The following is a 21,165-nucleotide window of genomic DNA, read 5'->3' on the forward strand; positions in this document are numbered from 1 at the left end:
AGAAATTAAATTTTTAATATCATCTTTAAGTTTAATTATTTTTCATTCTTTTCTTTACCACAGTATTTAATATAAACAATGAAATAAATAGTATAAAGATATGTAAGATTATTGTTGTAATGAGACTTATGAAGAATTCTTCGGGCACCATTTGAATTAAGTTTGACTCATCAGGACTTAATAACCAAAGATCATTTGAAAATAGCAACTGATGGAATTTTATCCAAAATGAAGTAAAATTATATGAAATGATACAAGATAGGATACCTATTACTATAATAAATGCAAGTAGTACTTTGTTAAATGTATTTGTTATATAGAAAATAGTTCTTTTCTTACAAAGTATTATCAGCAATATAGTAGAAATAGTAAAAACTACGATAAAAAATATCATTGTTTTGTAGCTTAAACTATATAGTGTCCTAACGTCTTGCATATGAAGTATATCTTTATCTGTATACCAATCAAGATTTAATATTGCTTTATGATTCAGATAATCTAGTAAATTAGTGGTATTTTTTATTAATTCTTCGTATGTAGTTCCAATTTTTGGGGCTAAATTTTCTTTTTGATAGAAACTTTTATAAAAATTTAAATTAAAACAATTGTAAAATATTATGGCTAGTATTCCACTAATAAATAGTGAAAAATTTTCTATAACAATAAGGAACTGTATAATATATTTTCTCATTATTGCACCTCCAATAAACATTATAACACATAAACATAGTTGTAGAAATGAGGTTTGCTTTAAATTTGGTTTACATATTTACACAAATTAACAAAAATACAAGGATTTATAAAAGTTTTTGAGTAAAAAATATTTAATATTTATGTAAATTATGGTAAAATATACACATATAGTTATTTATTTTGGGGGAAATCATGAATAAGTTTTTTAAGATCTATTTAGAGTTAAGAGAAAAAATAGAGAATAGGCAATACAGGTCTAACTCTCTCTTACCAAGTGAAAATGAACTCGCAAGAGAATATAATGTTTCTAGGGAAACTATAAGAAAAGCATTACTTCTATTATTAGAAAATGGTTATATTCACAAAATACAAGGGAAAGGATCTATAGTGTTAGATGTTCATAGATTTAGATTACCTGTAACGGGAATACTAAGTTTTAAAGAACGTCGCCAATTTCAAGATGTAGATGCAACTACTAAAGTGTTGGTGAATAAAGAAGTAGATGCTCCGGATTTTTTAGTAAGGCTTGGGCTTGTTAAGCCAGATGAAAAACTAATCTATCTGGTACGTCAAAGAATCGTTGATGGAGAAGCAGTAATCCTAGATAAAGATTATATTAGAAAAAGTACAATAGGGGATCTACCTACAAATCGTGTAGAGGAATCATTATATGAATATCTAGAAAAGGATTTAGGAATTAAAATCTCTTATGGAAATAAAGATTTTAAAATTGAACCTGTTAATGAAGAAGATACTACATATATTGATTTAAATGGTCACAAACATATTGCAGTTTTACGAAGTGATATATACACAGAAGGAACAGATTTCCTACATTATACAGAGAGTCGTCATAGAGTTGATAAATTCTATTTTTCTGAATTTGCGAGAAGAAAAAGCGATATAATAAACTAAACATATTATAGAAGAAAACTTTAAACAGGGGAATTTTGTTTAAAGTTTTTTTTATGTAAAATTAAGAAAACTAAAAGGAAAAAAATTTTTTTCTTATGATGATTTTAATCGTTGTAGTGTGTAAAGTTGCTTAATAGAATTTTGAATTATTAAATAGATATACAAATTTCCAAAAAAGATTTTAAGCCTTTTCATGAAAAAAATAATGATTGAAAAATAATAAAATAGAGTGTATAATTGATATAAGTCATAAATTTCCGGGAAATAATTTCGGAAATATTTTTGTGGGAGCGTGAGAGAGAATGAAGATAATTGTATTTTCATTAACTGGAAATTGCAAGAGATTTGTAGATATGTGTAAGATTCCCGAAGAGGATGTTATTGATCTATTTGATATTGATTATGAAGTTGATTTTGACTATATATTAATAACACCTACGATTGGTTTTGGACAAGTTCCTGATGGTGTAGAAGAGTTTTTAGAAACTAATCACAAGCACTTAAAAGGAGTAGTAGGTAGTGGTAATAAAAACTGGGGTAATAGATTTGCTAAAGCTTCAGAGACGATTAGTGAAAAGTATAATGTGCCATTACTTATGAAAATAGAATTACACGGTAATACAAAAGACTTAATAAAATTTAAAAAAATATATTTGGAGAGTGTAAAGAATGGAGAAATTTAACCATATTGAACTAAATAATGAAGTGACAAAAAGAGACGACAATGGATTTTTCAAATTAGAAAAGGATGTTGAAGCTATAGAAGAATTTCTTCGTGAAGTAGACTTTCGTACAAAGAAATTCAGTTCAGAAATCAAAAGACTTAGATACTTAGTAGAAGAAAATTACTACTATAATATCTTTGATAAATATATTGAAGATGAAATTCTAGAATGTTTAGAATTAGCTGCAAACTTTAAATTTGAATTCAAAAGTTACATGGCAGCAAGTAAATTCTATAAAGATTATGCATTAAAAACAAATGATAAAAAACAATATTTAGAAAACTTTAACCAACATGTATTCATCGTTGCTATGTATTTAGCTGACGGAGATGTTGCTTTAGCTAAAGAGTTAATGATTTCTATGCTTGAACAAAGATTACAACCAGCAACTCCAACATTCCTAAACTCTGGAAGAAGTCGTCGTGGTGAGTTAGTATCTTGTTTCTTATTAGAAGTAGGTGACTCACTTAACTCAATTAACTACATCGATTCTACAGCTAAACAACTTTCAAAAATTGGTGGAGGTGTTGCGATTAACTTATCAAAACTTCGTGCACGTGGTGAGAGTATCAAAGGAATTAAAGGGGTAGCTAAAGGTGTTATTCCTGTAGCTAAATCTTTAGAACAAGGTTTTGCATATGCGGATCAACTTGGACAACGTCCTGGAGCTGGAGCTGTTTACTTAAACATCTTCCACTACGACGTATTAGAATTTTTAGATACTAAAAAAGTTAATGCCGATGAAGAATTACGTCTTCCAACAATTTCTACAGGTATTATCGTACCATCATTATTCTTTGATTTAGCTCGTGAGAACAAAGATTTCTACATGTTTGGACCACATTCTATTTATGAAGAGTATGGATTAGTTCTTGATGATATTGATATCGCTAAGCACTATGATGAATTTGTAGCGAACGAAAATATCATGAAGCGTAAATTTGATGCTCGTGATATGCTTAATTTAATAGCGCAAACTCAATTACAATCAGGATACCCATACTTAATGTTCAAAGATAACGCGAATAAAGATCATGCACTTCGTGAAATTGGACAAGTTAAGATGAGTAACTTATGTACTGAGATTTTCCAATTACAAGAAACTTCAATAATTAAAGACTACGGTGAAGATGACATTATTAAGCGTGATATTTCTTGTAACCTAGCTTCATTAAACATTGTAAATGTAATGGAAAGTAAAAAAATTAAAGAATCTATCTACTCAGGTATGGATGCATTAACATTTGTAAGTAATTCTACTAAGATTAAAAACGCACCTGGGGTAGTAAAAGCTAATGATGAGTTCCACTCTGTTGGATTAGGTGCTATGAACTTAAACGGATACTTAGCTAAAAACTTAATAGCTTATGAGAGTGAAGAAGCGAAAGATTTTGCAAATGTCTTCTTCATGATGATGAACTACTATACATTAGAACGTTCAATGCAAATTGCTAAAAAACGTAATGAAACATTTAAAGACTTTGAAAAATCAGATTACTATAATGGTAGATACTTCACTAAATATATTGAAAATGACTACTTACCAGTAACTGATAAAGTAAAAGAGTTATTTGAAGGAATTCATATTCCAACAAGAGAAGACTGGAGAAGTCTAAAAAATAGAGTAAAAGAAAATGGACTATATCACGCTTATAGAATGGCAATAGCACCAACACAAAGTATTTCTTATGTTCAAAACTCAACATCAAGTGTATTGCCGATTGTTGATAAAATTGAACGTAGAAGTTATGGGAATGCTGAAACATTCTATCCAATGCCATACTTAAGTCCAAAAACTCAATGGTTCTATAAATCTGCGTTTACTATAGATCAAATGAAACTTATTGATTTAATGGCAGTTATTCAAGAACATGTAGACCAAGGTATTTCTGTGATTTTATTCGTAAATTCTGATATCACAACAAGAGAACTTGCCAGATATTATATTTATGCTCATCACAAAGGATTGAAATCACTATATTACACAAGAAACAAACTACTTTCTGTAGAAGAATGTACTTCATGTGCTATATAGAAAAGAGAGGAAAAATTACTAATTATGAAAGCTGTAAACTGGAATAAACAAGATGATTTAACATTTATGTATTGGCGTCAAAATATTGCTCAATTTTGGGTTGATACTGAGTTTAAAGTGTCAAAAGATATTAAGAGCTGGAACGAAGATTTAAATGATAAAGAACGTGAAGCTTACAAAAAAGTATTAGCTGGTTTAACTGGTCTTGATACTCAACAAGGTGATAAAGGTATGCCTCTTGTATCTCTACATACTGAAGATATGAGAAAACAAGCTGTATACAGCTTTATGGGAATGATGGAGCAAATTCACGCGAAAAGTTACTCAACAATCTTTACATCATTAATCCCTTCACAAGAAACAGATTATTTATTAGACGAATGGGTTCCAAGTAATCCAGAGCTTCAATTCAAAGCGAAATTAATTGAAGATTATTACATGAGGTTATTTAAACCAGAAGTTCCAACTTATGACTTATATATGGCTCGTGTAGCTTCAGTATTCTTAGAAAGTTATATTTTCTATAGTGGTTTCTTCTATCCATTATATCTTGCTGGGCAAGGAAAAGTAACGACATCTGGAGAAATTATCCGTAAGATTTTGTTAGATGAGACTATCCACGGAAGTTTCACAGGATTTGATGCTCAAGAATTATTCAAAACTTTAACTCCAGAAGAGCAAGAGCGTGCTGAAAAAGAAATGTATAAATTATTATTAGATTTATATGAAAATGAATTAAAATATACTAAAGATATTTACGACGAGATTGGTCTATATGAAGATGTTAAAGACTACGTAGAGTACAATGCTAACCGTGCTTTAGCTAACTTAGGATACCCTGGATACTTCGAAGATAAAGAAATTAATCCAATCATTGAAAATGCAATGAATACTAACACTAAAAACCATGACTTCTTCAGTGTTAAAGGTGATGGATATGTTGTAAGTATGAATGTTGAATCAATTGAAGATGAAGATTTCATTTTTGAATAGGTAAAAATCATGAAAATATTATTAGTAAGACATGGTGAAACAGATTATAACAAAAATAAATTAATTCAAGGACACAGTGATATTGAATTAAATGAAACTGGAAGAGGTCAAGCGAGAAATGCAGGTCAAAAGTTAACGGAGTATGACATTGATTTTGCCTTCAGTAGCCCGTTAAAACGTGCTGTAGAGACAGCTAGACTAATGCTTGATAATTCTAATAATGAGATTAATATCAATAAAGAAATTACTGAAGATGCTCGTTTAATAGAGAAATTCTTCGGTGATTTCGAAGAGAGTACTTTTGATGAATATTTTTCAGCATTAGAAGCTCAGACTGGCTTAGAGTCTATTGAAAAAGATGAGGAAGTCTATGAAAGAGCAAGCTCATTCTTTAATGAAAAATATCTAAATCACAAAGATCAGACGATTTTAGTAGTTTGTCATGGTGCCTTTATTCGTATCTTTTTACGTACATTAGGATTATATCCTGAATCTAATATGTTGATTAACAACACAGCATTAAACGTACTGCACTATGACGGAAGAGACTATATATTAGAGAAATTTAATATTTAAAATTATTAAGGGAACGGCTAAGAAATCATAGTTTTATAAAAATTGATTTTATTTGGTCGCTCCCTAATTTTTTAGTAAGGAGATGAGATCATGCGTATTATTTTAGCAAGACATGGAGAAACAGATTATAATAAAAATAAATTAGTTCAAGGACATACAGATATTCCTTTGAATGAAGAAGGAATCCGTCAAGGTATTGCTGCAGGGAAAAAAATAGAAGGATATACTATTGATGTTGCTTATAGTAGCACTTTAGGAAGAGCATTTGATACTGCTAGATACATGCTAGACAATTCAAATAGTGAAGAAAATAAAAATTTATCTGTAATAAAAGATAAAAGATTAATAGAAAAATCATATGGGGAATACGAAGGTGTATCTTTTGCAGAGTACGGAGCTGGTCTTAAGGCTGGAGAAACAAGAGGTATGGAATTAGATTCAGATGCAGCAGATAGAGTAGAAGCATTCTTTAAAGAAAAGCACGAAGAACACCCAGATAAGACAATATTAGCGGTATGTCATGGTGGTTTAATCCGTTCTTTCTTAACGCAAAAAGGTATTAAAGAAGTAGGACGTGGAGTAATAGTAAATACTTCAGTTAGTGTTCTTGATTATGATGGAAACAAGTTCGAACTTATTGAATTTAACAAGTAATTCATAGATAATAGAGAAACGAAGATTTCTTTGATTCTAAGATTTTTAAGGCGCTTTCTATTGACAAATAGTGTTAAATTCTTTATAATGTTAAGTAAACTAATATGAAACACATTGAAGAGATAAGTAGATTATAATCGATTCAAAGCAGAGAACTTTCGGTTGGTGGAAGAAAGTAAGAAAAGATATAATTGAAAATGGTCTCGGAGTAATAATTATCTAATAGGTAATTACGTAGGTGCACGATATAGCACAATGATATGAACACGTATCGATAAAGGTGAATAAGTTTATTCACGAACATGGGTGGTAACACGATAGACTCGTCCCTATTACATAAGTTTGTAATAGTGGCGAGTTTTTTTATTTAAGAAAAAGAGTAGTTAAGGAGATAGACGATGCCAATATGTATACAAAATGAATTACCAGTAAAAAATAAACTGCTGGAAGAAGGGGTAGTAGTAATAGAGGAAAATAGGGCGAAAAACCAAGATATTAGACCTTTAAAAATACTAATCTTGAATTTAATGCCGAAGAAAGAAGAAACAGAACGTCAGTTATTAAGACTTTTAGGGAATTCTCCACTTCAGATCAAAGTAGAATTTTTACATACTACTAGTCACGTGGCAAAAAATACAGCACAATCGTATTTAGAAAAATTCTATAAAACATTTGATGAAGTGAAAGACAACTATTATGACGGACTAATTATTACAGGAGCACCAATTGAACATTTAGAATTCGAAGATGTAAACTATTGGGGAGAGTTAAATCAAATTTTTGATTGGAGTAAAACACATGTATTTTCAACATTAAATATATGTTGGGCAGCACAAGCAAGTTTATATTACCATTTTGGTGTAAAAAAAGAGCAAGTTGATGATAAGATATTTGGGGTTTTTGAACATGATGTTCTTCTAGAAAATCACACATTAACTAGAGGATTTACAGATACTTTCTTAGCTCCTCATTCTAGACATACTAAGATAGAGGAAGAGAAGCTATCTACTATTTCTGAACTTGATGTACTAGCTAGATCAGAAGAGGTTGGAACACTTCTTGCAGCAACTAAAGATTTAAGAAAAATATTTGTGACTGGACACATTGAATATGATGCAGATACACTTCACAATGAGTATATTCGTGATAAAAATAGTAACTTACCTATAGAAGTTCCGGTGAATTATTACCCAGAAAATGATGATACTAAGACTCCTAAAAATAGATGGAGAGGTGTTGCTTACTTATTCTATCACAACTGGTTAAACCAAGTTTATCAACAAACACCATATGATTTAACTGAATTATCAAAATAAGACAAAAATAATAGACTTTACAGATATGCTTTAAACATATTGTAAAGTCTATTTTTAGTTGTCTTTTTTTTCGTTTTGTTTTGTTGAATTTTCTTCTTCAGTTAGACCTGAAATTGATTTTTTAAATGATGTGAACATTTTTCCTATTGATTCTCCAAGTTCAGGTAGACGTTTAGGACCGAAGATGATTAGAGCAGCTATAATAAGAACTATAACTCCGGGGGCCCCGATATCACGTAAAAATCCCATTATTTTTCACCTCTTTTGTTGTAAATATACTTGCTAATAATGATACTAATTTCATAAATTAAAATTAATGGTATAGACATAACGATGTCACTGATAAAGTCAGCAGGCGTAATAACAACAGCTATTACGATTAGTATAAAATATGCATATCTTCTATTACGTGTTAAAAATGATGGTGTTAGAATACCTAATGATGTTAGAAATGCTACAACAACAGGGAATTCAAAAAGTATTGCTATCGGAATCGTAGTATTAATTACAAACGATAGGTAATTTTGAGCTGTTAATTGTGTATTGAATAAGTCATCACCAATAGAAAGAAGCACATTTAAAATAGCAGGGGTTACTAGAAAGAACCCGAAGATTAAACCTACTGTGAAGCAAATGAATACTGCTGGAATATAAGCAAGTAATGCACGAGCTTCTTTTTCTTCTAAAGCAGGTTTTATAAATGCCCAAATTTGATAACAGATAAATGGTATCGAAAAAGTAAAGGCACAAATACCTGCGAGTGTTAGATATATCCATAGTATATCATTAGGTCCAAGAACAATCAATTTATTATTAAAATTACTAGTTAAAAATTTATAAATATCCGCAGACCATAATAAACTTACTATGAAAGAGACAATAAAAAACACAAGGCTTAGTATTAATCTCTTTCTTAGTTCAGTTAGATGATCTACGGTAGATATTTTATCTCCATATTTCATCATTTGTTACCTATTTATTTTTAGATTTTTCATAAAATATACTAATAGCTACAACAACGATATAAATTAGTTGAGCTATTACTACTTCGTAACTAGGATAAATTCCTAAAATTTCAATAGTAGGTAAGTAGTCTATAATATGATTTGAAACAATATCAGTAATTTGTAGAGCATGTATACTTACTCCAAGCATCTTGAATCCTAGAATATAGATTAACCAAGATAGTACTAGGAATACTTTACTGATAGGAAGTTTTCCTGAGGCTTTTACCATAATTATACCGATAATAATCAAGGCAACAACAGCAAGTGCTATACCGACTAATAAGTTAGTTGTTGAAATAAGTGGCATGATTCCAGCATAGAATAGAATAGTTTCGGCCCCTTCTCTAAACACAGCTAGGAAGCTAAGTGTGAACATAGATATAAAACTTCCAGTTGAAAGTACTAGATTTAGTTTAGAGTCCATATATTTTTTCCATGCTTTAACAGAACTCTTACTATGTAGCCAAATTCCGATACCTATCATCATTACTACTGCAAAGATACCAACAACACCTTCAATAATCTCTCTGTTAGTACCAGATGATAGAGCAGGGAAAGAGTATTTTAAGACTACAGCTGCAAGTATACTAGAAAGAATACCTACTATAGCACCTGTGTATATCCAGATTAATCCTTTTCTTTGTTTTGCTGCTTTTAAAGCACTAGCTAAAGAAAGAACTATAATAAGTGCTTCTACACCTTCACGAAGTAATATTAACATAGAATCTATTGCAGTATAGTTAGACTTCGTATCGATTTTAGAAAGTTCTGAAATCAAATTTTTAAGTTGATCTTGATATTTTTGTTCGCTACCTTTAACCATAATAATAGGAGTTTCACTCTCTACTTTAGTATATAACGAAGCGTTACGCGTACGAACTTCACCTTCGATTATAGGCCAAACTTCAATGAATTTCTTCATTTTTTGAGAACCTTGAGCTTTGTTACCATCTTTGAATGCTGAGTAACTTTCTTCTAGAAGTTTTATACCTTGTTCAAGTGTTTTCACATCTGAAGATTGTTCTAGTTTTTTTCCTGATAGAAAGTCATCAAGGAAGTTTTTTAAATCTGTTAAATACATTTTTGTAGTTTGATAGTCGTAAGGCTCAACTTCCATTGAACTACGAAGGAAGGACATTGTTGTCTCGACTTTGCCGTAGTAGGCAGGTTCAAGTGTTCTTACAATACCTTCATTTCTAACCCAAGCAGCATTGTACTTTACATACTCTGCTTTCATAGTTTCTATATTTTCAGTATCAATTGCTTTTTCTAGTTTATCAAAAGCAGGAAAGAGTTTCGTTTTAAAAGCTTTCTTTTCTGCTTCTACATCTAGAGGATTTTGTTCATTTTCAAAAGCAAGTAGGGCAGTTGATAGCTCTCTTAGTTGCTCTTCATTGATATCATTTGATTTTAATGTTTGTTTAACTTTTTTTCCAGCTTCAGAATCTGAATTTTTTGTCGACTCAAATTCTGTTTTAAATTCATCTATTAATTTTTTAGCTTTATCTTTATCATTGTTTGTTAATGCGGTGTTGGCATCTGTAATTTTAATGAAAAGATTACTATATGATTCTTTAGCTACAATAGTTTTTAAATATGGTGAGCTAAAACTAAGAATCACGATAAAGGCTAAAATAATCTTAGTCAAAAAGTTTTTGGCCAATATATTCACCCTCCTTAATTCCTCCAAAACAAGCAAATAGGCCGCTACCTATATGAGTTATGTATTCATTCATTTTATCTTCAGTTCCTAAGCTGTTTTGAATTGTAATAAATTGTTTTGGATCTTTTTGGAAAGAAATAAATAGGAGACCTGAGTCGAATTGACCTGTAGTTTCATTTATGCCGTCTGAATAAGAATACGATCGTCTAAGTAATTCAACACCTGGTTTATGTGCTAAATGGACATGTGAAGTTACAGGTATTAAAGGTTTTCCATCTGGACCTTTCTTGTTAAGGTCAATAGGTGCAAATTCATCAGTTTCTCCGAAAGGAGCACCACTTTCTTTATATCTTCCAAAGGTATTTTCTTGTTCGTTTAAATTTGTTCTGTCCCAAGTTTCAAGGTGCATCTGAATACGTCTAACAGCCATATAACTTCCATTTTTCATCCAGTTATCTTTATCACACCATACGATCTTATCAAATTGCTCTTCTTTAGTAGCGTTGGCAGTACCGTCTTTAAATCCAAAAAGATTACGAGGTGTTTCGACTCGATTTCCTATTGCCGCGAAACCTGATTGACTCCATTTCATAGTTACTGTAGAACGAGCTTTTCTAACTAGGTTACGAATAGCGTGAAAGGCTACTTGTTCATCATCTGCACATGCTTGAATACATATATCTCCACCAGTATATTTTTCTTTAAGTTGTTCCCTAGCAAAAGGTGGTAGGTCTTTAAACTCTTCAAGGTTTTTGTTTTCCAAGTTCATTTTTTTCAGGAAACTTGGACTAATTCCAAATGTAAGAGTTAAACGATAGGGGTTTAATCCTACCGTTTCTCCAGTATCTTTTGGTGGTAAATAATGGTTTTTAAGCGCAGGTTCGACTAGTTCGCCGTTCATTAATTTTTCACTGTATTTTGTCCATTCTTTGAACATATCAATAACATCGTCACGTTTAGTTGAGTGTAAATCTAATACGACGAAATAAACACATTTTTGCATAAGAGTAGTAATACCAGTCTGATGCTTTCCATAGAATGTTATCTTTTCATCTCCATCAGCAATAGCTCTGTTATTTTCAGCTTTGTTAGCGAAAAAACCTCCAAGAGCAGAGGCTCCGACAACGGCACCAGCTCCAGTCATTCCTGCTTTCTTCAGGAAATCACGTCTTGTTATTTTTTTATCGATCCATTTTTTACCAGATTCTTCCATATTACTTAGCCTCTTCGTCTAAAATTACACCCATTTGTGAAAGTGGTTCACCTAATTTAGTTACTGCTTCAGAAAGTTCTTTTGTATTTTCTTTTGTTAAGTCAGTATATAGTTTATAGTGTTTGTCATCAGTTTTGTATTTATCTAATAAACCGTTGATTGTAGCAAATTTTTCAACTAAATCTTTTGCTAATTTGCTGTCTTTTTTCTCGATTAAAGGTTTAAAGATTTTGAAGATTTCTTCAGCACCTTCGATATTAGCTTTGAAGTCGTAAAGGTCAGTGTGAGAGAAGATTTCTTCTTCACCTGTAATTTTTTGTGTTGCAACTTCGTTAAGTAGGTCAACAGCTCCAGTTACCATTAAGTCAGGAGTAACTTCCACAGTAGCAACTTTAGCTTTTAGTTCTTTAATGTCTTTTACTAGTTGGTCTGCATATTCTTCAGTACCTTTAGTAGTATTTTTTTCCCACATAATTTTTTCTATTTTGTGGAATCCACGCCACCCATCTTCAGTTTTCTTTTCTTCTAAGTAGTCAGCAAGACGGAAGTCGATGTTTACATCTAATTCTCCAAAACTTTCAGCAATTGGTTCTGAACGTTCATATGCCATACGAATAAGTGGATATTGTTTTTTAGCTTCTTCTAGATTTCCTGCTTTAATAGTTTCAGCAAATTTTTCAGTATCTTTAAGTAGAGTATCTACTTGATTTTCTACGAATTTTTTGTAAAGCTCAGTAGCTTGTTTAAGTTGTTCTTTTGTTCCTTTTGATGTATCAACTTGAGCTGATTTATTTTCTTCCTTTTTATCTGATTTAGCAGAACATCCGCTAATAACGATAGTTCCAGCCATTAGGGCTAAAAATAATTTATTTTTATTCATTAATTTAAACTCACTTTCATGATAAATATTTTTCCTATTATAAATTATAATCACTATCAATTAGAAAGTAAAGTGATTAGAAAGAAAATTTTAAAAAAATAAAAGTTTTATAGTAAAAATAAAAAAATTTCTGATGAAGTAAAAAACTAAATGATTTTTATGTATCAGATTAAAAACTTTAATAAAGTAAATATAGTAATTATATTTTAAGAAATTATTTTTGTTGTATAATAACTGTATGAAAGCGTAAAAAAATTATATTGAAAGTTGAAAATGTTTAATGTATAATGAAAATAAGATTTTTAGTAAGTGATATAAAAAAGATGCTAAGAACCTAAAAAATTAGGATTACATCATAAAATGTAATAATTTAAAAAAAAGGAATAATATGCTTTATGAAACAAAAGTTAAAAATATTTGCAACATCAAAATGGTTTGATTTATTAGGAGTTGCTTTAGTAATTGGTATAGCTATCGCATCTGGATATTTAGCAACGAGATTGGATAAATTCGTTGATTGGGGACCGTGGACTGCACTTGTCCCATTTGGATTTATTTCTGTTATTAATGTTGGTATTTCAATGTTATCGACAAGATTCACAGGAAAATTAAGTAAACTTGGAAACTATTTTGGTATTATTAATGCAGTGTTATCGGGAGTGATTGATTATATTTTAGGAAATAAGGCGGCAATCATTACATATCCAGTGACATTTTTAATCTATTTAGGTGCAATCTATGTATGGAATAAGTTTACAGACAAACCAAATACAATGTCTAAAGCAAAACTGTATACAGTATTAACAGCAATTGCGATTCTTTCATTTGTATTTTCTTATGCAACAAATTACATTGGATATCAAGGTAAGATGAACACTCTTGCATACATCACTACAGTCGCATTTGCATTTTCATTAATGGGGAATGGATTAAATACATTTAAGTTAACGACACAATGGCCGTTCTGGTTATTATACAATTTTGTTCAACTTACAAAAGCAGTAGTTCAAGGGAACTTCGCTAATGTTGGTAAATACATCTTCTACATTATCAACAGTGTTGGAGCACTATTTGTATGGAAAGATTCTGAGGAACAGTCTTAAAGAACCAATAGATTCAATAGATATAGAATAAAAAATACAAGAGTCTGACGATTAGGTCAGGCTCTTGTTCTATATTTTATATTTCAACAATATCAATAGTTGCTCGTGTTTTATAAATAACATCTTTTCTTTCGATTAAAATAGTAGCTTTTTCAGCTAGCTCTTTATTTTCTTTGATTTTACTAAGAAGTTCACGACTTGGATTCATTGCAACGGGATTGCCGACACGTCTTAGCATGTTGTAATCACCATTTGTATCACCATATGCGAATGATTCAGAAAGATCAATATTATATTCTTCAACTAACTTGTCAATCGTTTTATTTTTACTATCTGCATCCCACATTGGAATTACTTCACCTGTAAATTTATCATTTTCTATAATATATTTACTACCAATCGCAAGAAATGCATGATGTTTTTTCCCCATAGCTTCAACAAGATAGTCAGGACTACCTGAGATAAAAATAATAAGGTGTCCATTTTTTTTATGTTTTTCAATAATATTTCTAGTAAATTTATATACACGATCAGCTTTAAGTTTCATTACTTGCTCTGTTGCAAAATCAATATATTTTTTATGAAGACCTGTTATTGCTTGAACATAAGCTTCAGATACACCAAATAGATAGTTATCATAGTCTTCAAAACGCTTATCCCAGTTGATATATGTATCTTTTACGCCATTTATCCAATATCTTTCATCTACAACTTCGTATTTAATTAATTTTTTAAAATGTTCTGTCATTAGAGAATCTCTATATAGAGTTCCATCAATATCGAAAAATGCCGCTATTTTCTTTTCTTTCATATTTTATCCTCCTACTAAATTAATTATTATTTATGTTTAAAGGGAGTGACTCAAAAATCGTGATTTCTTAAGAAATCGATTTTGTGGAGTCACCCCCGCACAGTTTATTAGATATCTAAAAAGCTTTTATAAAGCGAATTTAGATGTCAATAAACCACTGCGTCTATGAGTTTTCATAGACACTTTGTTAAAATTTAGGTCTTTTGAATCACTCGCCTTTAAGTATAGTTTTAGAATTTTGTAGCATCTACAGAGTCAAGGTATTTTTTTAGTTCTGGCACAATATTAGAAATTGTTCCATCTTTGAATGGATTTTCTAGATTTGCTTCTTTAACTAATTCTAAGAATGGTTTAGTTCCACCTTGTTTACATAGGTGTAGGTATTCTTCCCATGCTTTTTCTCTATTTTCGTTAGCCTTTTTCCAGAATTGGAAGGCACAAACTTGAGCTAAAGTATAATCGATATAGTAGAATGGTACACTGAATAAGTGTCCTTGTCTATAGAAGAATAATCCTTCATCAAGTTCTGGAATTTCTTCGTAGTAACGTGATGGTAGGTATTTTCTTTCTACTTCTAACCATTTCATACGACGTTCTTGTGGTGTTAATTCTGGATTTTCGTATACTTCGTGTTGGAATTCATCGACAGTAACACCATAAGGTAAGAATTTAATTGCTGTAGTCATGTGGTAGTATTTGAACTTATCAGTATCTTCTTTGAAGAATAGGTTCATCCATGGCCATGTTAAAAATTCCATACTCATTGAGTGAATTTCACAAGCTTCAAATGTTGGCCAAACGTAATCTGGCATATGATTTCTACTTTGGAAAACTTGGAATGCATGTCCAGCTTCATGAGTTAAAACTGTAACATCATGCGGAGTTTGGTTGAAGTTAGCGAAGATAAATGGTGCTTTGTAATCTGGAATAAATGTACAGTAACCACCACCAGCTTTTCCTGGTTTTGTATCTAAGTCTAATAAGTTGTTTTCAGTCATAAATGTAAAGAATTCATCAGTTTCTGGTGATAATTCTTTATACATTGTTTTAGCATAATCAACAAGTGTAGGACGGTCACCTTTTGGAGTAGGGTTACCAGATTTGAATGTTACACCTTCATCATGGAATGAAAGTTTTTCAAGTCCTAGACGATTAGCTTGTGCTTTTTTAAGTTCTTCAACTACAGGAACGATTTCTTCGAAAATTTGTTTTCTGTAGTTTGCTACATCTTTTGCATTGTAGTCAGTTCTACGTAGACGAAGGTAAGCAACTTCTACGAAGTTATCAAAACCAAGTTTTTTCGCGATACGAGTACGAACTTTGATCATACGGTCATATATGCTATCGTATTGTTCTAAGTTTTCTTTGAAGAATTTTGCGACAGCCTGACTTGCTAATAGACGAGTCTCACGGTTGGCATCTTGAGTATATTTAGCCATACCACTTAAGTTGTGAATTCCACCATCAAATGGAATTTTAGCACTTGAAGTAAGTTTAGTATATTCAGAAGTCAGTTTATTTTCTTCTTTTAAATCATCGATGATTTCATCGCTAAATACTTTAAGAGAAGATTCAATTAGGTTAAAGTAGTGTTCCCCAATTTCTTTTTTAAGTTCTTCTTTGAATTTAGAATCGAACATTGCTTTGTCAAATTTGCTAAGAAGAGAAGCTAATTCAGGATTGAAGTCATCCCAAAAATCTCTTTCAGCTTCATAAAATTTATCAGTAGTGTCGATTGTTGCACGAATTTCTACTAATTGAGCTAATGTCTCAACGCTATTACGAAGTTTGTTGTATTCGTTAAAAATTTCTAAAGTTTCTTCAACATTATTTGCCGAATTTAATTTTTCTATTAATGTTTCTAATTGTTTTTTTATTTGATCAGTATCTGGTCTAGTATATTGGTAATTTTCAAAAGTCATAATACACCCTCCTAAAAATCTTATTTATAAATTATCAATACTACTATGATATCATGAAATATAGAAAAACACAAAAGTAAAATTCAGAAAATTCTAAAACAAAGATTGAAAATTATACTAATATGTTTCGTAAAATAAAATTTTAAAAAACTGTCGGGTAGGAAACTTTGACATTCTGAGCTATTTATGAAATAATAAAATAAGGATGAAAGACCGAGAGAAATAATTAGAAATAAAGGAGAAAAAAATTTGATTACAACTAAAGATATAATTATTGATCCACACGCAACACTTAGAGCACGTGCTGAAGAAGTAAAAAGTCCGATTTCAGACGAAGATAAAGCTATTTTACGTGGATTATTAGAATATGTAATTGCATCTCAAGATGATGAGAAAGCAGAAAAATTAGGATTAAAACCAGGGATAGGATTAGCGGCACCGCAAATTAATGTTTCAAAAAGAATGATTGCAGTGCACATTCCAGACGAAGAGTTCCCAGAAAATACAGTTTCTTATGCATTATATAATCCAAAAATCATCTCAAACTCAGTTGCAAAATGTTACTTAGCTGGTGGAGAAGGATGTTTATCAGTAGATAAAGAAATTAAAGGATATGTTCCTCGTTATTCAAAAATTAAAGTAGTTGGTTATAATGAAAACGATGAAAAAGTTACTTTAACTTTAACAGATTTACCAGCAATTTGTTTCCAACACGAAATTGATCACTTAAATGGAATTATGTTTTACGATCATATTAATAAAGAAAATCCATTTGATGTACCTGCCGAATACGAAAAATTATAATAATAAAGAGCGATACAAATTTGTATCGCTTTTTCTAATAATGTTTGTATTGTTTTCAAACTATGGTATAATATTGTTATCTAAAGGATAGGAGAGTTTATAAAATGAAAAAGATATTACAAATTATATCAGTTTTTTTATTAGTATTTTTAGTCGGATGTGCTGAAAAAGAAGGTAGTAAGGTTTATGTTAAGAAACAACCTGGTGTACAAATGGAAATTACACTTTATTATAAAGGTGATGTTGTAACAAGACAAACAGCCAAAAATATTATTACTTATTCTGAATTAGGACTAACTAAAGAAGCTTTTAAAAAGCAAGCGGAGAAATTAGGACAAAAGTTCAAAGGTATAAAAGGTTTAGAAGACAAGGTTGATTATCAAGATAATGTTGCCATAGAAACTGTAACGGTTGATTATTCTGTAGCTGATATTAATGAATTAAAAGGTCTTCCATGGCCAAGTTCTGGAGATAAAAAAGTAAGTTTGAAAAAAACAGAAGAAAAACTTATAGAAGAAAGATTTGATGAGAAAAAATAAAAATTAATAGACCTATCGGTACACACCGGTAGGTCTATTTTTCTATAGTACTTCTTTTTCTTTCATATTGTAATGTAGATAAGCATCGATAAAATCTATTATCTCGCCATCCATTACTTTATCTACTGTAGATACTTCGTAGTTTGTTCTGTGATCTTTTCCCGTTTGATGTACCTGCCGAATACGAAAAACTATAATTTAATATAGAAAAAATACACGTAAGACAGATAAAATGTCTTGCGTGTATTTAGTTATAGTGTTTAATGAAAAAACGTAAAATTATTTCATAAAAGTAGTAGGAATAAGCTGATAAATAATACTTCATTAAGTATTTATTTTAATAAAATAGTATTAGTAGTAACTTTGAAAAATTTGATTTTCCTAGAAATTAATTTTTGAAGTTTTTTATTTTAATTATATAGTTTTTATTTTGCTACACAGTAATTTATAAAATTCTAAAAATAGAGATATTAGTTTCGGAAACCTTATATACTAATATGTAAATCTTAGATATACCTTGCTTATTTCATATAATTAATTTAAAATACTTATTTATACATAATTATTTTCATGGATAATAAAACAATTGAAAAAAATAAAAGGTTTACATCTGTAGTTTAAGTAGGTGTTTATAGGGTTTTAAAACATTGATAAAATTTAAAAAACAGAATAATTGAAAAAAAAAAAAAATAAGAGTATAATTATTCATAGTAGGTGTTAAAACTTCAATTTGTTAAAACGAATAAAATTAATACATACTAATCTAGTTTAATATACAGAAATTATTATTGTATATAAAATTAGATTTTATTTATATATTAGGAAGGAGGATAGGATTTTTAGCGTAAATAATCGCTTTTTGTAAATTGACAATTAAATATAAAAATAGGAGGTTTTTTAAAAAATATGAAAAGAAGGTTCAAGAAGATAATTAGCCTACTTACAATTCCGATTTTATTAATATCTATGATTCTTAATAATAGTATTTTAAAGGAAGTGAAGGCAGCTGATTTAAATAATAAGGTACAACTTACAAACCTTCGTTTATTGTCAACGTTAGATGACAATGTATTACCTGGAAATATACTGCACGGGAAGGATCAAACGGAAGCTAATGTAAATTTTGCTGGGGAATATTCATTTAATGAAGCTCCTGGTGCAATTAGAAATGGTGATAGTTTCTCTGTAGATATACCATCACCGTTAAAGTTAGAAGATGCGGAACTTCCATTAGTTGATACTAATAGTAATGAAACTTTAGGTAAAGTAGTAGCTTCAAGTGCCACAGGTAAAATTACATTTACTTTTAACGAAAAAGTAGAAGATAAACATCATATACATGGAACATTTAAAGTTTCGGCTAAACAAACAGTAACGAATGAGGATAAGACTATTGTTTATACTCTTCCCAATGGAAAAACACAATCTATTACTTACAAAGTTTTGAAAGCTGCTAATCAGAACGTAAAAGGGGAAACTGTTTATAAAGCGGGTTATGATGGTGGTAATATGAATTACTGGGTTCGAGTGAACCGCTCTAAAAAAGATTTATCGGGGAAAGTCGTTAAAATCAAGGACTTTTTTGATACTAGTAAAGGTTCATTAGCAACATATATTGAAAAATCATTCTCTCTAAAAGAAGCTGTATATACAGAAGAATCAACATATGAGAAAGATCTTGTTTCTACAGGAAAAGTATATAAGGTTACAACAGATGCAGCTGTTTATAAGGCTGATTCAGACAACACAGCCTTACTTACTTTTACAAATAGTAAAACGGGATTTGATTTATTATTACCTACTAATACAGGAACAAAGAGTTTTCTATTAGAATATAGCTCAACGTCACCTCAAGATACAACTAGATTATACAATAGTGTTGGTATGGAAATAGATGACGAAGCTCAACCTACTTGGACAGAGTGGGCAGGTAAAAAAAATACTGAGACAACACATGTTAAAGATCTTAAAAGTACAAAAGCTATTGGGGCAACGATAACTGCTGATTTAGCAGGTAAAGTTAAGATACTTAAATATGATGAGGGTGATGCCTCAGTTGTTCTTTCTGGTGTTCAGTTTGATATTAAGAAAGAAAATGGTGAATTTGTAGAAACTATTACTACAAATGAAAAAGGTATAGCAGTTTCAGGATTATTACCTGATGGAAAATATATTGCAAAAGAAAAAGTTGCTAAAGATGGTTATAAACTTAATGAAAAAGAATATCCATTTGAAATTGACGCTGCTAAGGAAAAAGCTAATAAAAAGAATACGTCGACTTTAAACATTCCTAATAAACGAAAAACTATTGATTTTGAAGCTACGAAGGTATGGAAAAATGGAGTTTCTTCTGATTATAAAGAAGTCAAATTAGGTTTATATGTACATAAAGAAGGTGAAGATGCTAGTAATGCAAAACCAGTTACTGGATCATATACTCCAACTGTAACAAGTGCTAATGGTGTTTATACTTATAGATGGACAGACCAATTACCAGAAAGAAATCTTGATGGATCTAAACTAGTCTACTCTGTCCGCGAACTTCAAGAAAAGACTGATTTACCATTAGAAACAGGAGATAAAGTAACTGTAGGAGAAAGAAATTATGTAGTATCTTATAATAATGCTAAAACAGAAGTTATAAATACATATGAAGTACCAAAAACAAAGATTACCGCTAATAAAATTTGGGAAGGTGGTCAAAGTGAGGTACGTCCAACATTATTTTTCAAATTGTATCGTTCAATTAATGGAGTTGAAGAAGAGGTTAAAGTAGACAACAAAGAAGTACCTAAAATAAATGGTAGTGTAGAATGGACCGATTTACCAAAAACAACCGAGGCAGGAAGCGAATATACTTATAGCGTAAAAGAAGTAGATGATAAAGGAAATATCTTAACTGAAAAAACAGCGGGATATAGTGTAGAAAAAACAGATAATTTAACTATTAAAAATAAGTATAGTGTTAATCCGTTAAATATAGATATAGCTGTTTCAAAAGAATTATCAGGTAATCGTCTAGAGAAACTTAAACAAGATGAATTTGAATTTATTCTAAAAAGTGAAGATGGTAGAGAAATTCAAAAAGTTAGAAATTCTGAAAGTGGAGAAATTGTATTTAGAAATGTTAATTTTACAGAAAAAGGTACATATAATTTTGTTATAGTGGAAGTTAATGGTGGAAAAACTATTAACGGGGTAAGATATGACAATAAAGAAATTAATGTCACTGTAAAAGTAACAGATGATGGGAAAGGTAATCTTACATCTGAGGTAAGTTATCCTAATAACGAAAAAAGATTTATAAATGAATACA

General features: G+C 30.2%; 19 protein-coding genes, 1 pseudogene and 1 other annotated feature. Of the genes and pseudogenes, 11 read left to right on the forward strand and 9 right to left on the reverse strand.

The genetic code is table 11. The annotated features are described in order from the left end of the window. Positions 1–31 precede the first annotated feature (31 nt). Complete coding sequence (locus tag O5Y44_RS06650) at positions 32–712, reverse strand: TIGR01906 family membrane protein (RefSeq protein ID WP_316447082.1); 681 nt, start codon at positions 710–712, stop codon at positions 32–34. A 173-nt stretch (positions 713–885) separates the two neighbouring features. Between O5Y44_RS06650 and treR the strand changes: the two genes are divergently transcribed. The 7 genes from treR to O5Y44_RS06685 all read left to right on the forward strand — a co-directional run bounded on the left by treR (position 886) and on the right by O5Y44_RS06685 (position 7,907). After that, a complete protein-coding gene (gene treR, locus O5Y44_RS06655; protein ID WP_271986908.1) occupies positions 886–1,608 on the forward strand; it encodes a trehalose operon repressor in 723 nt (240 codons plus the stop codon). A 302-nt stretch (positions 1,609–1,910) separates the two neighbouring features. Beyond that, positions 1,911–2,291, forward strand: a complete 381-nt coding sequence (gene nrdI / locus O5Y44_RS06660) for a class Ib ribonucleoside-diphosphate reductase assembly flavoprotein NrdI (protein WP_003147301.1) — start codon at positions 1,911–1,913, stop codon at positions 2,289–2,291. Beyond that, a complete protein-coding gene (gene nrdE / locus O5Y44_RS06665) occupies positions 2,278–4,368 on the forward strand; it encodes a class 1b ribonucleoside-diphosphate reductase subunit alpha (protein ID WP_371465779.1) in 2,091 nt (696 codons plus the stop codon). The genes nrdI and nrdE overlap by 14 nt, the downstream gene beginning before the upstream one ends. Before the next feature lie 24 nt (positions 4,369–4,392). Beyond that, on the forward strand, positions 4,393–5,361 hold the full coding sequence (gene nrdF, locus O5Y44_RS06670) for a class 1b ribonucleoside-diphosphate reductase subunit beta (protein WP_371465781.1): 969 nt from the start codon (positions 4,393–4,395) through the stop codon (positions 5,359–5,361). Between the two features lie 9 nt (positions 5,362–5,370). Next, entirely contained in the window at positions 5,371–5,937 is a 567-nt protein-coding gene (locus O5Y44_RS06675) for a histidine phosphatase family protein (RefSeq protein ID WP_271965131.1), read from the forward strand. Positions 5,938–6,027: 90 nt separating this feature from the next. After that, the gene (locus O5Y44_RS06680) at positions 6,028–6,591 is read left to right on the forward strand and encodes a histidine phosphatase family protein (protein WP_048802870.1); all 564 of its coding nucleotides are present in this window, start codon (positions 6,028–6,030) and stop codon (positions 6,589–6,591) included. 105 nt (positions 6,592–6,696) lie between these two features. Further along, positions 6,697–6,925, forward strand: a binding site (T-box leader). Between the two features lie 64 nt (positions 6,926–6,989). Then, positions 6,990–7,907 (forward strand): homoserine O-succinyltransferase, encoded by a 918-nt coding sequence (locus O5Y44_RS06685; RefSeq protein WP_271965134.1) that lies wholly within the window; start codon positions 6,990–6,992, stop codon positions 7,905–7,907. Positions 7,908–7,961: 54 nt separating this feature from the next. On the opposite strand, the gene O5Y44_RS06690 is transcribed toward O5Y44_RS06685, so the two are convergent. From O5Y44_RS06690 to efeO, 5 genes are read right to left on the reverse strand one after another with little or no spacing between them, the layout of a single operon-like run. Next, positions 7,962–8,156: a twin-arginine translocase TatA/TatE family subunit gene (locus tag O5Y44_RS06690; RefSeq protein WP_271965135.1), complete on the reverse strand. Its 195-nt coding sequence runs from the start codon at positions 8,154–8,156 to the stop codon at positions 7,962–7,964. Then, positions 8,156–8,872 (reverse strand): twin-arginine translocase subunit TatC, encoded by a 717-nt coding sequence (gene tatC / locus O5Y44_RS06695; protein ID WP_316447087.1) that lies wholly within the window; start codon positions 8,870–8,872, stop codon positions 8,156–8,158. The genes O5Y44_RS06690 and tatC overlap by 1 nt, the downstream gene beginning before the upstream one ends. A gap of 7 nt (positions 8,873–8,879) precedes the next feature. Beyond that, complete coding sequence (locus O5Y44_RS06700) at positions 8,880–10,577, reverse strand: FTR1 family iron permease (RefSeq protein ID WP_271965137.1); 1,698 nt, start codon at positions 10,575–10,577, stop codon at positions 8,880–8,882. Further along, a complete protein-coding gene (gene efeB / locus O5Y44_RS06705; RefSeq protein ID WP_371465783.1) occupies positions 10,555–11,790 on the reverse strand; it encodes an iron uptake transporter deferrochelatase/peroxidase subunit in 1,236 nt (411 codons plus the stop codon). Before efeB ends, O5Y44_RS06700 begins: the two co-directional genes overlap by 23 nt. Position 11,791: 1 nt before the next feature. After that, entirely contained in the window at positions 11,792–12,670 is an 879-nt protein-coding gene (efeO, locus tag O5Y44_RS06710; RefSeq protein WP_371465784.1) for an iron uptake system protein EfeO, read from the reverse strand. Positions 12,671–13,065: 395 nt separating this feature from the next. Between efeO and O5Y44_RS06715 the strand changes: the two genes are divergently transcribed. Then, complete coding sequence (locus tag O5Y44_RS06715; RefSeq protein WP_371465785.1) at positions 13,066–13,773, forward strand: nicotinamide mononucleotide transporter family protein; 708 nt, start codon at positions 13,066–13,068, stop codon at positions 13,771–13,773. A gap of 76 nt (positions 13,774–13,849) precedes the next feature. Here the strand turns inward: O5Y44_RS06715 and O5Y44_RS06720 are convergent, their stop codons facing one another. Continuing rightward, positions 13,850–14,584, reverse strand: a complete 735-nt coding sequence (locus O5Y44_RS06720; protein ID WP_271965147.1) for an HAD family hydrolase — start codon at positions 14,582–14,584, stop codon at positions 13,850–13,852. Positions 14,585–14,814: 230 nt separating this feature from the next. Next, the gene (locus tag O5Y44_RS06725) at positions 14,815–16,506 is read right to left on the reverse strand and encodes a M3 family oligoendopeptidase (protein WP_371465787.1); all 1,692 of its coding nucleotides are present in this window, start codon (positions 16,504–16,506) and stop codon (positions 14,815–14,817) included. Positions 16,507–16,755: 249 nt separating this feature from the next. On the opposite strand from O5Y44_RS06725, the gene def reads away from it, so the two are divergent. After that, a complete protein-coding gene (gene def, locus O5Y44_RS06730) occupies positions 16,756–17,310 on the forward strand; it encodes a peptide deformylase (RefSeq protein WP_048802461.1) in 555 nt (184 codons plus the stop codon). Positions 17,311–17,414: 104 nt separating this feature from the next. Then, positions 17,415–17,849 (forward strand): YehR family lipoprotein, encoded by a 435-nt coding sequence (locus O5Y44_RS06735; RefSeq protein ID WP_271965154.1) that lies wholly within the window; start codon positions 17,415–17,417, stop codon positions 17,847–17,849. Positions 17,850–17,891: 42 nt separating this feature from the next. Here the strand turns inward: O5Y44_RS06735 and prfB are convergent. Continuing rightward, positions 17,892–18,008, reverse strand: a pseudogene (prfB, locus tag O5Y44_RS06740) (peptide chain release factor 2); the annotation flags it as partial. Positions 18,009–18,755: 747 nt separating this feature from the next. Here prfB and O5Y44_RS06745 point away from each other — a divergent pair. Beyond that, positions 18,756–21,165: Spy0128 family protein (locus tag O5Y44_RS06745; protein ID WP_371465789.1), on the forward strand; the 2,410-nt coding region annotated here is incomplete at its 3' end.

Source organism: Gemella sp. 27098_8_155 (assembly GCF_041433725.1).
Classification (GTDB): domain Bacteria; phylum Bacillota; class Bacilli; order Staphylococcales; family Gemellaceae; genus Gemella; species Gemella haemolysans_D.

Excerpts from the sequence above, each read along its gene's own strand:
- O5Y44_RS06650 (WP_316447082.1), bottom strand. The coding sequence starts at position 712 with ATGTTTATTGGAGGTGCAATAATGAGAAAATATATTATACAGTTCCTT.
- treR (WP_271986908.1), top strand. The coding sequence starts at position 886 with ATGAATAAGTTTTTTAAGATCTATTTAGAGTTAAGAGAAAAAATAGAG.
- nrdI (WP_003147301.1), top strand. The coding sequence starts at position 1,911 with ATGAAGATAATTGTATTTTCATTAACTGGAAATTGCAAGAGATTTGTA.
- nrdE (WP_371465779.1), top strand. The coding sequence starts at position 2,278 with ATGGAGAAATTTAACCATATTGAACTAAATAATGAAGTGACAAAAAGA.
- nrdF (WP_371465781.1), top strand. The coding sequence starts at position 4,393 with ATGAAAGCTGTAAACTGGAATAAACAAGATGATTTAACATTTATGTAT.
- O5Y44_RS06675 (WP_271965131.1), top strand. The coding sequence starts at position 5,371 with ATGAAAATATTATTAGTAAGACATGGTGAAACAGATTATAACAAAAAT.
- O5Y44_RS06680 (WP_048802870.1), top strand. The coding sequence starts at position 6,028 with ATGCGTATTATTTTAGCAAGACATGGAGAAACAGATTATAATAAAAAT.
- O5Y44_RS06685 (WP_271965134.1), top strand. The coding sequence starts at position 6,990 with ATGCCAATATGTATACAAAATGAATTACCAGTAAAAAATAAACTGCTG.
- O5Y44_RS06690 (WP_271965135.1), bottom strand. The coding sequence starts at position 8,156 with ATGGGATTTTTACGTGATATCGGGGCCCCCGGAGTTATAGTTCTTATT.
- tatC (WP_316447087.1), bottom strand. The coding sequence starts at position 8,872 with ATGATGAAATATGGAGATAAAATATCTACCGTAGATCATCTAACTGAA.
- efeB (WP_371465783.1), bottom strand. The coding sequence starts at position 11,790 with ATGGAAGAATCTGGTAAAAAATGGATCGATAAAAAAATAACAAGACGT.
- efeO (WP_371465784.1), bottom strand. The coding sequence starts at position 12,670 with ATGAATAAAAATAAATTATTTTTAGCCCTAATGGCTGGAACTATCGTT.
- O5Y44_RS06715 (WP_371465785.1), top strand. The coding sequence starts at position 13,066 with ATGAAACAAAAGTTAAAAATATTTGCAACATCAAAATGGTTTGATTTA.
- O5Y44_RS06720 (WP_271965147.1), bottom strand. The coding sequence starts at position 14,584 with ATGAAAGAAAAGAAAATAGCGGCATTTTTCGATATTGATGGAACTCTA.
- O5Y44_RS06725 (WP_371465787.1), bottom strand. The coding sequence starts at position 16,506 with ATGACTTTTGAAAATTACCAATATACTAGACCAGATACTGATCAAATA.
- O5Y44_RS06735 (WP_271965154.1), top strand. The coding sequence starts at position 17,415 with ATGAAAAAGATATTACAAATTATATCAGTTTTTTTATTAGTATTTTTA.